At 68.2% G+C, this 15,078-nt stretch carries 12 protein-coding genes and 1 pseudogene; 6 read left to right on the top strand and 7 right to left on the bottom strand.

Annotated elements, in window-relative coordinates; translation table 11 throughout:
- Positions 1-454 precede the first annotated feature (454 nt).
- The 4 genes from ABD240_RS06970 (at position 455) to ABD240_RS06955 (ending at position 4,013) form a co-directional block, all read left to right on the top strand.
- Complete coding sequence (locus tag ABD240_RS06970) at positions 455-1,186, top strand: ABC transporter ATP-binding protein (RefSeq protein ID WP_425547002.1); 732 nt, start codon at positions 455-457, stop codon at positions 1,184-1,186.
- On the top strand, positions 1,183-2,541 hold the full coding sequence (locus tag ABD240_RS06965) for an ABC transporter permease (protein ID WP_344336525.1): 1,359 nt from the start codon (positions 1,183-1,185) through the stop codon (positions 2,539-2,541). The genes ABD240_RS06970 and ABD240_RS06965 overlap by 4 nt, the downstream gene beginning before the upstream one ends.
- Positions 2,542-2,837: 296 nt before the next feature.
- Positions 2,838-3,872 (top strand): hypothetical protein, encoded by a 1,035-nt coding sequence (locus tag ABD240_RS06960; protein ID WP_344336523.1) that lies wholly within the window; start codon positions 2,838-2,840, stop codon positions 3,870-3,872.
- A 15-nt stretch (positions 3,873-3,887) separates the two neighbouring features.
- The gene (locus tag ABD240_RS06955; RefSeq protein ID WP_344336521.1) at positions 3,888-4,013 is read left to right on the top strand and encodes a hypothetical protein; all 126 of its coding nucleotides are present in this window, start codon (positions 3,888-3,890) and stop codon (positions 4,011-4,013) included.
- 156 nt (positions 4,014-4,169) lie between these two features.
- On the opposite strand, the gene ABD240_RS06950 is transcribed toward ABD240_RS06955, so the two are convergent.
- The 5 genes and pseudogenes from ABD240_RS06950 to ABD240_RS06930 all read right to left on the bottom strand — a co-directional run bounded on the left by ABD240_RS06950 (position 4,170) and on the right by ABD240_RS06930 (position 9,041).
- Entirely contained in the window at positions 4,170-4,490 is a 321-nt protein-coding gene (locus tag ABD240_RS06950) for a hypothetical protein (protein ID WP_344336519.1), read from the bottom strand.
- Positions 4,491-4,505: 15 nt separating this feature from the next.
- Positions 4,506-6,269 (bottom strand): ABC transporter permease, encoded by a 1,764-nt coding sequence (locus ABD240_RS06945; protein WP_344336518.1) that lies wholly within the window; start codon positions 6,267-6,269, stop codon positions 4,506-4,508.
- A gap of 227 nt (positions 6,270-6,496) precedes the next feature.
- Positions 6,497-7,393 (bottom strand): annotated as a pseudogene (locus ABD240_RS06940) (ABC transporter ATP-binding protein); the annotation flags it as partial.
- Positions 7,390-8,127, bottom strand: coding sequence for a TetR/AcrR family transcriptional regulator (locus ABD240_RS06935; protein WP_344336516.1), 738 nt, complete (start codon positions 8,125-8,127; stop codon positions 7,390-7,392). The gene ABD240_RS06935 and the pseudogene ABD240_RS06940, both read right to left, overlap by 4 nt.
- Positions 8,128-8,495: 368 nt before the next feature.
- On the bottom strand, positions 8,496-9,041 hold the full coding sequence (locus ABD240_RS06930) for a CGNR zinc finger domain-containing protein (protein ID WP_344336515.1): 546 nt from the start codon (positions 9,039-9,041) through the stop codon (positions 8,496-8,498).
- 49 nt (positions 9,042-9,090) lie between these two features.
- Between ABD240_RS06930 and ABD240_RS06925 the strand changes: the two genes are divergently transcribed.
- Both ABD240_RS06925 and ABD240_RS06920 read left to right on the top strand, forming a co-directional pair.
- Positions 9,091-9,414: a hypothetical protein gene (locus tag ABD240_RS06925; protein ID WP_344336513.1), complete on the top strand. Its 324-nt coding sequence runs from the start codon at positions 9,091-9,093 to the stop codon at positions 9,412-9,414.
- 52 nt (positions 9,415-9,466) lie between these two features.
- A complete protein-coding gene (locus tag ABD240_RS06920; protein WP_344336512.1) occupies positions 9,467-10,270 on the top strand; it encodes a MerR family transcriptional regulator in 804 nt (267 codons plus the stop codon).
- A gap of 317 nt (positions 10,271-10,587) precedes the next feature.
- Here ABD240_RS06920 and ABD240_RS06915 read toward each other — a convergent pair whose 3' ends face one another.
- Complete coding sequence (locus tag ABD240_RS06915; RefSeq protein ID WP_344336510.1) at positions 10,588-12,147, bottom strand: hypothetical protein; 1,560 nt, start codon at positions 12,145-12,147, stop codon at positions 10,588-10,590.
- A 530-nt stretch (positions 12,148-12,677) separates the two neighbouring features.
- A complete protein-coding gene (locus tag ABD240_RS06910; protein ID WP_344336508.1) occupies positions 12,678-14,393 on the bottom strand; it encodes a hypothetical protein in 1,716 nt (571 codons plus the stop codon).
- Between the last annotated feature and the right edge of the window lie 685 nt (positions 14,394-15,078).

Genomic DNA, 15,078 nt, shown 5'->3' with positions numbered 1-15,078 from the left:
GGCGACGCGGAGGCACGGTGCCCGTGAGCGAAAAGAGGGCCTCTGCGCTTCCGTGGCGCAGCGCGGCTCCGCGCACGAGGGTCGGCGCATCATCCTCGGGGATGACGCCTCGGGCCCGGTGGTTTTCCGGGGATGATCCGGTCTGCCTCCAAGACCATCCCCTGGGCCGATGCCCGCACACCCCTCCGCGCGGTTGAGTGGAGGCATGAACACGTACCCCCACTCCCAGCCCGTGCACACACCACCGCCGGCACCGGCGCACGCGCCCGCATACGCCGCCGCTCCCGGCTCGACGACCGACGCGGCTCCCGCACATGCGGCAGCCCACTCCGCTCCGGCCTCCGGCGCGCCTGCTGCGAACGCGGTGGGCGCAGCCCCCGCCCAGCCGGGATCCGCAGGGCACGTCGCACCCTCCGCAGCCTCGGCGGCAGCTCCCGGCGGCACCGCACCGGCGATCTCCGCCCGCGGCCTCCTCAAGGCCTACGGTCCCACGCATGCGCTCGCCGGCGTGGACCTCGTCGTCCCGCAGGGTGAGTCGCTGGCGATCATGGGGCCCTCGGGCTCCGGCAAGTCCACGCTGCTGCACGTCCTGGCGGGCATGATCCTGCCGGACTCCGGCACCGTGACCCTGGGGGCAGGGCAGGCGGCCGGCGCCGAGGTGACCGGCATGTCCACCGGGGAGCGCACCCGCCTGCGTCGTGAGTCCTTCGGCTTCGTCTTCCAGCAGGGCCTGCTCCTGCCGGAGCTCACGGCGGAGGAGAACGTGGCAGTCGCCGCGATGCTCAAGGGCGCTCCCCGCGCCCAGGCCACCGCCCGCGCCCGCGAGTGGCTGGGCAGCCTCGGCCTGGCCGAGCACGCGAACAAGCGGATCGGCCAGCTCTCCGGCGGGCAGGCGCAGCGAGTGGCGATCGCCCGCGCGCAGATCACGGAGCCTGCGGTCATCTTCGCCGACGAGCCCACCGGCGCCCTGGACTCCACGACCTCGGCGGAGGTTCTGCGCATCCTCCTCGACACCACCGTGGGCCGAGGCCGCACGCTCATCATGGTCACGCACGACGAGAAGGTCGCCGCGACCTGCCGCCGCACCGTCCGGTTGGCCGACGGCCGCATCGTCGCGGATTCAGCGGTCGCGGCCTCCACCTACGGGGGTGCGGGATACGCCCAGCAGGAGGGCGGTGCGCGATGAGGTCCGCATCCCGCCTCCTGCCGCTGGTGCTGCGCACCAAGACGCTCTTCTCCGCTCAGGGCCTGCTCATGATCGCGGCCTTCGCGGCCTGCTCGATGCTGTTCCTCACGGTGGCCGGTGGTCTCTGGGCGTTCATGTACTGGGACACCGCCGCTGATGAGAGCGGGGTCCTGGGCTTCTACAAGATCCTCGCCGGCATCGCGACCGCGCTCCTCCTCGTCCCCGCCGTGACCCTGGGCCAGGCGACGGCCAACCTCGCCGCCCGCAGCGATACGGAACGCCTCTCCAGCCTCTCGCTGCTGGGCGCCTCGCAGTCCACCATCACCGTCCTCGCCGTGGCGCAGCCCATCGTGGGTGCGCTCATCGGCACGGCGCTGGGCGTGATCGGACATTTCCTGCTGCTCTTCCCCGTGAGCGCCATCCCCTTCCAGGGCTCCGGGCTGGGCTACGCGGAGATGGTCATGCCCTGGTGGCTGATCGCGCTGGCCTGCCTGGGGCTGGTGCTGGTGAGCGCGGCCTCGGCGCTCATGGGCCTGCGCAAGCTCGTGATCTCCCCGCTGGGCGTGCGCACCCGCGCCTTGGAGCGGAAGTTCCCGTGGGCGCGGATCATTGTCGGCGCCGCGGCGCTGCTGGTGGTGGGCGTGCTGCTCTCGCTGACGAAGGGCGGCCAGACGATGGCGATGATCGTCGTCTCCCTGCTGGCCATGCTCATCATGGGCCTCCTCGTCATCGACATCCTGGGCGTGCTCCTGGTGCGCCTCATCGCGCACATCGGCGCGCAGCGGGCGAAGACGCCGGACCGGCTCATCGCGGCCCGCTCCGTGCAGGACGATCCCAAGCAGTACTGGCGGCGCGTGTCCGGCCTCGCGATGACGGCGTTCATCGCAGTGTTCGCGGGCACGGGCGTGGCGATCGTGAATGCAGTCCCGGACGATGCGCACATGCCCGCGGAGCAGCTGTACCTCAGCGGGGACATGCGCACCGGAGTCCTGCTGACCCTGGGGATCGCGATCCTCTTCGTCGCGGTCTCCGCGGCGCTCAACCAGACTGCGGACGTCTATGACCGGTCCTCCACCTTCCGCGAGCTCCACGCCGCGGGGATGGAGGAGAGGACGGTCGCGGCGATGACGGTGCGCGCGACGATGATGCCCGTCATCTGGGTCTCGCTGCTCGCCGCCGGTCTGGGGCTCGTGCTCGTGCTGCCGCTGGCGGGCATGGCGATGGTGATGTCCCCGCTGACCTTCCTCACGCTCCTGGCCTCCGTGGCCGTGGGCATCCTGGTGGTCCGCGCCGGTCTCCAGCTCAGCCGTCCGGCGATCCGGAGGGTGACGCTGGCCGAGGTGGCGTCTGTGTGAGAGGGCGTGCCTGGGCGGCGGGTGCCTGAACGGCGGGGGAGGTGCGCGCCGAGGTGGAGTGTGAGTGGACGGCACGCACGGGACCTGAGCAGACGGGAACAGGTGGACTCCTCGTTCCCGTCTGCTGATTCGCCGTTCTGCGGGGTGTGAGGAGGCCGATCCGCAGACGGGAAGGGTCTGGAGCGGCGGTCCCGTCTGCTGCGTGCGGGGAGTGCAGCAGAAGGGCCTGCGCTGCACCGGCAGTCGGGTCTATCCTTGCGCGGATCCAGTCCGCAGGCGGAGACCCGAGGAGCGCGATGAACCCCGACGAGGCGCGGCGGCATGACGGGTACGGGGCACAGGACCCGTGGAACTCGCGGGAGCAGGCGGAGACGCAGGACCCGGGCGGTCCGCTCCCTCCTTCCTTGCAGGAGCCGCCTGCCGGACAGGAGCTGCCTGCCGCGCAGGAACCGCGCACGCAGGCGGTTCCGGTGTTCTCCCCGGGAGCGCAGACTCGGGCCATGCCCGCTCTGGGCCCGGGAGGACAGCGAGGGGCGAGGGCGGAGGCCGCCGAGGCCGGCGCGGGTCCGGGTGCATATGGCACCCCCGCGCTCGCGTCCGGCGCGGGGTCAGGTGCAGATGCGCTCGGCACGAGCCCGGCCGCCTCCGGCACCCCCGTGACCGGATCGCGCCGCCCCGTGCTCTGGGTGAGTCTCGCGGCAGCGCTGGTGCTGGTGCTCGGGGTGGGCGGCTTCGTCCTCCTCCAGCAGCGCGGCACCGGCGACAAGCCCAGCACGGTCGTCGCAGAGACGACGCCCGGCGCGGAAGGAGAGAACACCGAGGGCACAGACTCCGAGGCCTCCGGCCCGCCCGGCGACGGCACCGCCGGCCCCGAGGACGCGGGCACCGGCGAGGGGCGGGGAGGAGGCGGCGCCGGTGACGGTGCGCAGTCCGGCACCGGAGAGCAGGAGGGCGCAGGCAGCGGCAACGGCGCAGGTGGTGGGGGAGGGGCCTCGGGCGCGGATGTGCCTGCGGGCACCCATACGACCGGCGAGTACTCCGTGTACGCGAACGGGCGCTACGGGTTCTCCGTCGAGGTGCCGGAGGGCTGGTCGCAGCGCGAGGCCGACAACGGCGACGGACTCACCCTCCAGGCTCCGGAGGGGCCCGCGGAGATGCGGGTCTACGGGACGAACACCGGCCTGAGCGGCTGCGGTGGGGACGGCACCGTCGCCGCGTGCCAGGACCAGCGGCGAGAGGAACTTGCAGGTGAGGGCGCCAGTGTGACTTATGAAGCGGCCCGGGAGGACTGGTTCGTGCTCTCCGGATACCGCGCGGACGGGGAGGTGTAATACGAGCGCCGGCATGTGGGTTCGGGAGGCAGCACCGTCCTCGTCCTCACCTATCCGGAGGATCTGAGCGAGCTCTGCGGACCCATCATCGAGCGCGTCACCAAGAGCCTGCAGCCCGGGGATCTCTCGATGCCGCACTAGAGGCAGGCGGTTGCGCCGCGCCGGCCTCGACCAGTCGGAGCGAGCGGGTGCTGCCGGGCGGGCGGTTCGCCTTGGCGGGTGGCGCGGGTTGGTGCTGCCGGGCGGGCGTGGGGAGGGTGGGTGTGAGTGGGCGGTTCGGCCGCGAGACCGAGGTGCCTATCGCGCGGCGGCCCCGGCTGCCAGAGTGCCGTGGATGCGGTGGAGTCGCACTGCGCTCCAGGCGTAGAGCAGTCCGAGGGGGAGCAGCAGCGCGCCCACGAGGCTCAGAGCCAGACCGAGGCCGCCGTCCGGTGGCCCCAGCACAGGCGTGAGTCGCAGGAGCCCGTTCATGATCCCGTTGACGGTGAGCACCACAGAGATGACCCACCGGGCGGTCACCCCGGTCACCTCGGGGCGGCTCAGCAGCCAGTTCCATCTGCGAGGCCAGGGTTCTCCGCTCCGGAGCTGCAGGCGCGCGATCCTCGTCAGGTTCACCATGTCTCGCCTCCCACCTCACACCCGGCCCACCTCGCGGCGGTGCCAGCCGAGTATGCCCAGCAGCATACCCAGCGCCGCGATCGCCAGCAGCCAGAGCACCGGCGCCCACTCGACCTCCTCGACCGGGTACTCCGCGAGATGGCCGAACAGGTTGAGGTCCTGGGCGGCCTCGGGCAGGTCCAGGAGTGAGCCGAAGGTCGACATCACGCCGCCGAACCCCACCAGCACCCAGCCCACCGCACCGGCCAGGCGCGGCAGCCAGCCCAGCAGCGCGGCGACGATCCCCACAGCAGCCAGCACCGCCGGTGCCTGCAGGAGGCCGGCGAGGAAGAGGTCCCGGAAGTGCGACCAGCCGTCGACCTCGAGGGAGAGCCCGGCGCCCACGCCCATCGCCGCTCCCACCAGGGCGAGGATGAGGAGGAGCCCGCCTGCGATGACCGTCAGGTGCGCACCCAGCCACGTCGTACGGCTCACCGGTACGGACAGGCCGTACTCCGCCCGCCCGCGGACCTCCTCGCCGCGCATCTGCTGGAGTGCGCCCACCCCGGCCGCGGCCACGAACACGCCCATGAACAGCGCGATATAGGCCAGGTAGCCGCGCATGAGGTCCTCGCCGGCGAAGATCTGCGCCATCTCCTCAGGCAGCGAGTCCGCCGCGTCCACCATCGACTGGGCGTAGGCGCCGAACATCAGTGCGGCCAGCACCAGGGCGATGCCCCAGCCCCGCAGACCGCCGGCCAGCGTGCGAGCCGCCAAACCCAGCGGAGTGCCGAGGACGGGCCGGGCCTCGGCCCTGCCCAGGCGGGCCGGCAGCAGGCTCGCACCCACATCGCGCCGGGTGGAGAGCAGGAAGCCCAGCAGCGCCAGGAGCACCGCACCACCGCCCAGCAGCGCCAGCGGCCACCACAGGTCGTCCACATAGGGCGCGGTCTGCTGCGACCAGCCCAGCGGGGAGGCCCAGGAGAGTGCGCTGCCGCCCACCTCGGCGGAATCCCCGCCCATGCGGATGAGGTAGGCCAGCCCCAGCAGCCCGCCCGCCATCGCCGAGGCCCGGCGCGAGGACTCGCTCAGCTGCGCAGTCACCGACGCCGCCCCGGCGAAGAGGAGACCCACCGCGGCCGAGGTCGCGGCGACGAGGAGCGAGCCCTCGGTCTCGTAGCCGGCGGTGAGGGCACCGGCGGCGATGAGTGCGGCCGCGCCGAGGTTCGCGGCCGTCACCAGGAGGAGTGCGGCGGCGAGTGTGGCGTGCCGGCCCACGGGACCGGCGCGGAGGAGCTCGGCGCGGCCGGTCTGCTCCTCCGCCCGCGTGTGGCGCACCACCGTGAAGATGCTCATGAGGGCCACGAGGATGTAGAGGAAGAGCGCGTAGCCGGCGGCGTAGAAGCGCGCGTGCGTGGGTGCGTCCATGCCGAAGCCGGGCCCCACCATCATCCGTCCGATGGGATCCGCGTACAGGCCGGCGAGGCTGCGCAGCTGCTCCTCGTCCTCGGCGATGGTCTGGATGGCGTGGGCGAAGTAGAAGCCCAGGAGCCCGGCGCCCAGCACCCACACCGTGAGGCGGATGCGGTCACGGCGCAGCATGAGGCGCAGGAGGGTGCCGAGGCCGGCGAGGGGACGGCGCCCGCGGGCGGGGGTACGGGCGGGGGCGCCGGAATGGCCTCGGCGGACCCGGGCGGTGGCGCCCGAGGCCGGATCGGGGGTGGCGGGGTGCTCGCCCGAGGTGCCTGCTCCGGCGGGCGGGGGAGCCGGCATCGGGGTGCCGTGCGTGGTGACTGGCATGGCTCCTCCTCTCAGTGTGCTGCCGGTCGGCGGTACGTGGTGGCCGGGGCGGGAGCTGCCGCCCCGGGGGCGTGCGATTCGGCCCGCCCGGCGGGAGCGGTGGCGCGGGACTGGGCGGGCGCCTCGGCGGTCAGGCCCGACTGGTCCGACTGGCCCGGCGGGTCCGACTGGCCCAGCTGGTCCGGCGCTTCGGGACCCGGACCAGCCTGCTCCGCGCGGTCCTGGGGGCTGAGCTCGCTCCCGTAGTGGCGCATGAGCAGCTGCTCCAGGGTGGGCGGATGGGCCACGAGTGAGCGGATGCCCAGGGGCGCGAGCTCGCGCATGAGGCCCGCGACCTGGTTGCCGTCCACCTCGAACAGCGTGCGCTCGCCCGCCGTGCGGAAGTCGTGCACACCGGGCGCCTGTGCGAGCGCCTGCGCGGACCGGGCGGTCTCGACCTCGACGCTCGTCCGCGTCATATGGCGCAGCTGCGCGAGCGAACCCGACTCCACGATGGCGCCTGCACGGATGATCGAGATGCGGTCGGAGAGCGCCTCGACCTGCGCGAGGATGTGGCTGGAGAGCAGCACGGACTTCCCGTCGGCGCGGGCCTCGCGGATGACGTCCTGGAAGACGACCTCCATGAGGGGGTCGAGGCCGGCGGTGGGTTCGTCGAGGAGCAGCAGGTCCACGTCCGCGGCGAGGGCCGCGATGAGTGCGACCTTCTGCCGGTTGCCCTTGGAGTAGGTGCGCGTCTTCTTGCGCGGGTCCAGGTCGAAGCGCTCGATGAGCTCATTGCGGCGGCGGGCGCTGTAGCTGCCGCGCAGGCGGAGGAACATGTCGATGACCTCGCCGCCGGTGAGATTGGGCCAGATCTCGACGTCGCCGGGGACGTAGGCGAGGCGGCGGTGCAGCTCCACCGCGTCCTTCCAGGGGTCGCGGCGGAACATGCGGACGGTGCCGGAATCCGGGCGCAGGAGGCCCAGGAGGACGCGGATCGTCGTGGACTTGCCGGCGCCGTTGGGGCCCAGGAAGCCGTGCACCTCGCCGGGCGCGATGCTGAGGTCGAGGCGGTCGAGCGCGCGGACGGAGCCGAAGCTCTTCACGAGCCCCTCCACGGCGATGACAGGGTGGTTGCCGGTCATGGTTCCTTGCCTTTCCGGGTGGTCTCCTCGTGGGAGTGCGTGTCTTGGCGGTTCTCCTCGTGGGAGGTCCGCTGGGTCGTGGGGTGGGTGGGAGCGCCGGCTGCGGGGCGCGGGTCCATGAGGTTGTGGTAGGCGCGGATGTTGAGAAGCGGCCGGGTGTAGATCTCCATCGCTCCGGCGAGATAGGCGCCGAGGTCCTCGAGAGGTCCCTCGAGGGGATCGATGCCCAGGTGCCGCTGGAACTGCCGGTGCAGCAGCAGTGAGCCGAAGCCCTGCAGGAGGAGGTGGACCGCGCGCCGGTGGGGATCTGCGCTGGGGCTCACGAGACCCATGCGTTCGGCCTGGTCGGTGTATTCGACCGCGTCCTCGACGAGTTGGTCGAAGAGGGCGTCCGTGGCCTCCCCGCCGGCGGCGAAGGCGCGGAAGAGGTAGAGCAGGAGCGGCTTGGAGGTCCGCATGAGGTCCAGGACGTAGTTGCGCGGGAGGACGCCCTTCTGCATCGTGTCCTCCTTGCCCTTGCGCACCTGCTCCGTCACATGGAGATCGCAGGCGCGGCGCAGCCCGGCCGTGGAGGTGAAGTGGTGGATGACCAGCGACGGTGAGACCTCCGCCGCAGCGGCGATGTCCTTGAGGGTGACCGCGTCGAAGCCGTGGCGGCCGTAGAGGTCGATCGCGGCATCGCGGATGCGCTCGGCCGCCGAGGCCTCGGGCCGGGTCCAGCGCTGCTCTGCCATTGCGTCCACCTCATCGATGTCGTGGGCTCGGATGCCCTGGGCTGAACGGCTATTCAGCCAGGTGAGACGACGGTAGGCCGGGCGGCGCAGGGACCACAAGGAAAACTGAACGGGCAGGCCGATCTGTGCAGTCACGGTTCTGACGCGGGCGAGGTCGTGTGACGTCGTTCGGCTAGGTGTGGCCGGGCCGGTTCCGTGGGCAGCGGCTCGCTGGGCAGACGCGAAGCAGAGTCAGCACCGTTCCCGTCTGCGGATTCCCCGCGCAGAGGGGTGTGTGAGGGCGGATCCGCAGACGCGAACGCTCCGGGGCGCCGTTCCCGTCTGCTCCGTCGCGGCGTGCGCGTCCGCCTGGCCAGCGGGCCTCGGCGTCAGAGGGCGCCCGAGGCCCGCGCCCGGTGCCGGCGGACGGCGGCCCGGTTGGCGCAGCGCACGGAGCAGTACCGCTGCCGGCCGTTGCGGGTGAGGTCCACGACGACCGCCTCGCAGGGATCGCCGGCCTCCTGACCGGCGGCGCATCGACGGAGGCGGTGCATGCCGCGGGTGGTGAGGTGCAGGGCGGTGCCTACGCTGATGACGGCGGAGAGCACGTGGGGGAGCGAGCGGGCGTCGTCGTCGCGGTAGTGGAGGTGCCAGCCCTCGTCGTTGTGGTCGGTGAGGCGGGGGTAGGCGGTGGCGGCGGCCATGTGCGCGTTGAGGAGGAGGGCGCGGGTCTGGGGATCGGGGGCGTCCACGACGGTGAGCCACTCGTCGATGACGCGGCGGACCGCCTGGACGTCCCCGGATTCCTCCGGGAAGTCCACCGTCATGCCCATTTCGCGTGTGCGCTGGACGATCCCGGCTCTGTCCTCGGGCCAGTCGTTCGCCAGGGAGGCGGCGAGGGCGACGGCATACTCTCCGTAAGGGTTGAGATGCATAAGACCATTACATCACTGTGGTGGCATGAGGAGAAAACGAGAAGAAGAGGTGGTTGCTAGGACTATCGCCGCGCCCGAGGCTGCATCCCCTGATATGCGCGAGGCTGCCCTGCCCGAGCCCACCTGGCCTGTGCCCGCCCCACTCGAGCCCACCTCGGGCGCTGTGGATTCCCCCGGGCCCGAGGTGGCCCGGGCGCACGAGCACGGCTGGCAGGTGGAGTCCCGGCACGCCACCTCGCAGGGCTGGGTGCTCTACGTGCGCTGTGGTGAGTGCGGGGTGCGGCGGGTTGATCTTGCGCAACGTTCCGCTGCGGTGCCGGAGGCGCTGAGCACGGAGGTGGGTGTGCCGGAGGTGCGGCACTGCAGGGCTTGACCCTCACGCGGCGTGAGGCCGGAGAGTTCTTCTCGTGGGCGATGATGAATGGATGAGCACGCACACAGATGACGGAGGCCTCACCGTGGGGCGGACCGCCGAGCTCGTGGGGGTGAGCGTGAGAACGCTGCACCACTGGGACGAGATCGGGCTGGTCAGCCCGCAGACGCGGACGTGGTCCGACTACCGGATCTATACCGCCGAGGACGTGGCCCGGATCCAGCGCGTGCTGCTCTACCGCGAGCTCGGCATGCCGCTGGCGAAGATCCAGCAGGTGCTCGACGATCCGGAGGTGGACGTCGCGGCGCACCTGGAGAGCCAGCATGCGCAGCTGCTCGACCGCATCGCCCGCCTGCAGGAGATGGTCTCCGCAGTGGAGCAGATGATGGAGGCAGAGAACATGGGCAAGCGACTCACGGCAGAGCAGCAGGCGGAGATCCTGGGCTCGGACTGGGACCCCAAGTGGGAGGAAGAGGCCAAGGAGAAGTGGTCCGACACCCCCGAATGGGCGCAGGGCGAGCGGGTCAAGGAGCAGATGTCCGCTGAGGACTGGAAGCGCGTGAAGGAGGAGGTCGACGCCTTCGAAGCGGAGCTGGGCGAGGCGCACCGCGCCGGTGTGCAGCCCGGGTCCGAGGAGGGCAACCGGCTGGCGGAGGCGCACAGGGCGTCTATTGGCCGGTGGTTCGACATCACGCATTCGAAGCACGTGCTCATCGCCCGCAGTTATGTGGACGATCCGCGCTTCGCTGAGCACTACGACAAGCAGGGCGAGGGCGTGAGCTCCTGGCTCAAGGCGCTGATCGACGAGAACGCCCGGGCGCATGGGGTGGACCCGGAGACGGCTGAGTGGGAGTGAGGGGGCTTGGCTCGGGCTGAGAGCGGGCCGGCCCCTGCGGGGGCTCGTCCGCGGGAACTGGTTCCTTCGTCTTCAGCTGCATGTTTGGGATGTCTTCACTAACGTTGAAGGCTGATGAAGCAAAGAAGATGATGTGTTGTTCTCTGCCGGGGCTCGCTAGATGGCAACTGTACCTGCGAAGTCCGATAGGGTTTGAACAGTCTTTGCCTGGGTAGGGGGCCAGGGAAGCGGATTGTCGCATAGACGGCGTCATGCCGCTCAGCAGACTCAGCTCACTGCTGGGCGACGGGGTTCCGCTTGATTGGATTGAGAGAGGATTACGACGCGTCAGCCGACGCCGCATTGTCGTCGTGTGCACGGCCCATTGATGTCCGCGGCCGGGTGGCTCGCGCGTTCCACGCTTGGTTCAACAACTCCTCGACCGCCAGGTTTGCCTGGTCGTTGTTGATGCGAATGACCTCGCGGTAAGCCTTGCCGAGATCAGCGCTGAACTTGTCGGTCCACGCCGCACACTCCACCGACACCATGAAGCTCAGAGCGGTAAGGGCATGGGTGCGCCCGGTGAACTGCGCTAGTTCGTCCTGGGGATCGGATTGCAGGGCAACTAGTGCTTCACGGGCCCGAACCCAGTCTGCGTCGGTCGAGCCGTGCGCAAACTCACCGAGGGCCCAGTTCAGCTGACGGAGGCGACGCCAGCCCGAGGCCTCGATCCAGTCGCGCGGGGTGGCGTTCTGCCTGGCTTCGATCTTAGCTGCCCGATCTGGCTTCAACCGCCAGGTCCGGGCACGCGCGAGCTGTTCGATCACGCACCGCAGGCATCCCATCGCCCGGTCGTCGTCTTCAAGCCATAGCCAGTGCGCCGACCTCAATGCCGAGGCACATGTTGCGAAAGCATCCGCGGCCAGTGGCACAGTGTTCCGCTGGCGCAGCCACACCGCGAGCATTGCGGCCATCTCGCCGGAGAGGACTGATTTGGTCATCAACTTTTCGATGCCGTGCTCGCCGAAGCGTTCGCCGAGCATGTCGCGCTCGTGATCGAATGCCATCCTTGCCGCGATTAGCGCGCGATACCGCTGGTGCCCGAACGCGAACAGCGGCCACAATTCCGATGGGTTCTCGGGTTCTTGACCGTGGCGTAGTGAGTCAATGGTCTCGATGTAGCCTGTGGCGAGCGCCCCAACTTGCCCGTCCAGACTGGCGAAATGACTAGGGATCAGGGGGGCAACAGTCGCCGCGACATCGCGTGCCCAGCCATTGGTGGGAGCGATAAGTCGGATGGCAGCGGCGACATTGGCTAGTGCGAGCCTGTCCTTCGCCTGGGCCGCTGACGTCAGACAGCTGCGCAGTTGCGTCAAGCTCACAACCAGAGTGTCAGTCAAGGTGTCTACGAGTCGAAGGTGTTCGGGACTCGGAAGATCGGTGATGTCGGCAACGTCGAGCCAGACCAGTGGCATCAGTGGTCCACGGCCATGCATGACCTCGCTGAGGTCGGCGAATAGATTGCCCACGATAGAAGTCCGAGGGGGCAGAGGTGCCCCGGGCGAACCCCAAAGGCGGGTCAACCATGCGGCGGTGTCCTCGCCCGAGGCTTGATCAAGACCGCTATTGAACTGCAGGTTCGATGACCAGCGTTCGAGTTGAGTGCGGGCGAGCACCGCTGCACCGACTGGTTGCATGGCAAGTATGAGCCGGACCGAAGCCGCGACGCTGTCCAACCCCCACGCTAGATGGTCGGGCCAAGTACGACCGCTGTAGAAAGGCATCCGGCCGGGATGGGCGCCAAGTTCCTCAGCGACGAGCTGCATCGGCAGATGGCCTGACAGAACCGGGAAGGTACATCGCTGCATGGTTTCTCCCGCAACTTGCAGGCGTTCCATGCGTTGGTTGTGTCGCGAGATCAACGCCTCGGCTAATCCGTCATACCCGCTGTTGGCCAGCGCAGTCTTGAATCCTTCGACAGTCGCGGGGACTTGGCGACCGCGACGTTCGGCGCGGGCACTGTCTTTGCGCCTGGCCCGCTCAGCTGCACGCCGGGCAGTACGCGCCCTGATCGGTCGCGGAGTGGAGCGCTCTTTCGACATTTCGCTATCCCATCGTTTTTTTCGTCGTGTCTGGGTTGGCCGCGGACCGCTCAAGATTCCGGTCGTGAAAACTTGCTGATGCTCTGGCACAAGTAGCTGCCCGAACCGAACGATCGGCGCAGCGGCGTATTGGAGCACATCCCAAGCTGGGGAGCTTGGACCCCCTCCGCATGAGGACCTCAACTTGCGATGTGACACCTACTACTTTCTTGCTAAGTTCGTAGCTCGCGAGCCAAGGTCGGTGCAGCTTGTCCGTAAACCGTTTGAGTTCTTGCCTTCGCGAACAGGGTCAGAACTTTGGGGAGCGTCAGGCTCAGCCGTGGACGTCAGGTCGATTCGGCTGCCGAGGTAGCCGCATTTTCCTCGACGAGGTCGGCGACGCGGTTTAGCGCCTTGGTCAGGGCCACTGTCATGTGAGCAAAGGCATCTGACGGCGACATTCCCTCGATACCAAGCCGGACCCTCGCCGCGTTAGCTTTCGACCCGCCAAGGTGAGCGACCCCGCCCGCGGACCGGAACGCCTGGAGGGCAGCGAAGACCTCTGCAGAGTCTTGGGTGTCACCCAAGGACAAAAGCAGACGACGTAAGAGCGCGATCGACTTCTCACCAGGTTCGTTGCCACCGAGATACTTCTTTAACGGCGCAGGATCGATTCCGTCGACCAGCGATTTGGTGAGAGTGATTGTGGGAGCCGTCAGTGCTGCTGGATCATTGTTGGCGGGACCAACGAGCGCCTCGAACTCGGTAGCCGCCTGAGGATCAAGGTCACGCCAGACTGGCGATCCGAGCAACGCAGTGGTCACCTCGGCCGCCCTGCGTCGGGCTCGCCGAAGGTCGCCGGCCGGATCGGGCGACCCAATAGACTGGTTCAAGAAGTCTCGGCGGAATCGCCCCTCGTCCATTTCTCCCTCGGGAGGGACGTTATAAGCGCGCCAGTGCACTTGTTCGCCTTCGGGAAGCCTACCAAGTTCGCCGAGGTAGACCTCAACCAGTCCGGCAGTGTTAGTGCTGATGTCGAGACCCCAGAGGTCCAAGCACCAGATGTGACCCGCCGTCACCTTGTAACGGTGAGGCTCGCTCGTGTACCGGTTGAGCACTTCGCGACTGAAGTAGACGGGAGTCATCCAATGCATCCGCGAACTGTCCCCATAGTCGCCCAGCATGTCTGGATTGCACGTGTGAAGACTCATGTTGCCCGTGCGAGGGTCAATCGCGTGGATGTACTCGATGTAGTTCTTATCCTCCTTCCGTGTGTCGACCCGGCGTACCCGTGCGGTGACTGTGCCGGTCACGATGTACTTGCCCATCACGTTTGAGAATGCGGTTGTCTCACTGGAGCGTTCATCCTCCATTGCGAACCAATCGAAGTGGGACCAGGGCGTGCGGTGCTTGTCTTCGACTCGTCTGAATGGGGCTATCTTGTCGGTTGTGAGGAGTGTGTAGTCCTTTTGGACGAGAAGTTCACGACCTGATGCGGCCAGGAACGTGCGCATTTCCAAAGCCGAGACTTCGACCTTCCACTCATCCATAGAGATGGCAATCCGGATCAATTCGACGCTACGACCTGCCGAGTCGAAATAGGACCAGCCGCCATTGCTAGGAAAGGCGTCCCAGTACCAGAGGAAGGTGGGTGTGATCTCGAAGGTAGGGTTCACGAACCGGTGGTGTTCCCGGACAGCAGAGAAGAAGGCCAGGCTACCCTCAAGATCGTGGCTTGCGCTTAGACCGTCGGAGAAAGTCTCGTCATTCCAAACCTCGACCCTGCCGATTTCACTTTGCCCGGACCAGCCGGTGCCCGATTGTAAGACCTGATCTCGAGACTCGGCATCAATGATGATGCAGTGAGTACCTCCATATATGCCGTTCGTCCGGTGGAAATATTCCTCGATGGTCAGCCAACCCGTCGGCTCAGGGCAGATACGCAGAAGCTCCGCTTCTGGCCAAAGACTTGTGGGATAGAAGCCGTCTGGGCGCGCCCAGAGGCGCCCCAGGGTCGTCGGTCCGTCATGGGTTTCGTATCCTGGGATCAAAGGAAAGTGCATGGTCAAAGTATGCCCTAAGCATCGACACGGTGGCGTCTCGTATTTCGGCTGTCTGCGGTTGGGATCTCGCCGGCCCGTTCGGACAGCCCTTACCGGTCATGCCCGCCGCTGTTCTGGCATAACGGCAAGATCCCGAAGTGGGTGTCCCGTAAGACCCGTCCGGTGGCCTGTCCCGCGACAGTACGCTATCTGACGCATCGTCCAGAAGAGCCTTAGGTCCTAGTGGTGGGGGTCACGGGTCAGGACGAATATTCTGACAGAGTCTTGTCGATCGGGGTGGGCTCTCCATTCCTTGGCGAGGCTCGCAGGATGACACCTGTGCCTCGTCAGCTCTTTACGATCGGGAGGGAATGGCCCTCGAGTGTCAAGTCGCTCAGAGTGACGCGAGCTTCGGCTGTCTACCTGCCGAGGCTATTGACCGCACGACAGGATGGGCTCAGTGGTCGAGTCTCCGGCCGATCATTGACGAACTTCGCTCCGACTCGACTGCTCCAAACATCTACCCCTCCCCACGCCCCACACGCCTCACGGCCCAAGGCCGCGTATACGACCCTTCGAGCTCTACCAGCTCAGCATGCACCCCCTGCTCTACGATTCGGCCGCCCTCCAGCACCAGGATGCGGTCGGCGAAGCGGACCTGCGAGAGCCGATTAGCGATGACAAGGACAGTTCGCCCCTCGCAGAC

It is taken from the genome of Brevibacterium salitolerans, assembly GCF_039531405.1.
GTDB classification, from domain to species: domain Bacteria; phylum Actinomycetota; class Actinomycetes; order Actinomycetales; family Brevibacteriaceae; genus Brevibacterium; species Brevibacterium salitolerans.
The sequence above is the reverse complement of the archived record's forward strand: the minus strand, read 5'-3'. Positions and strand labels throughout refer to the sequence as shown.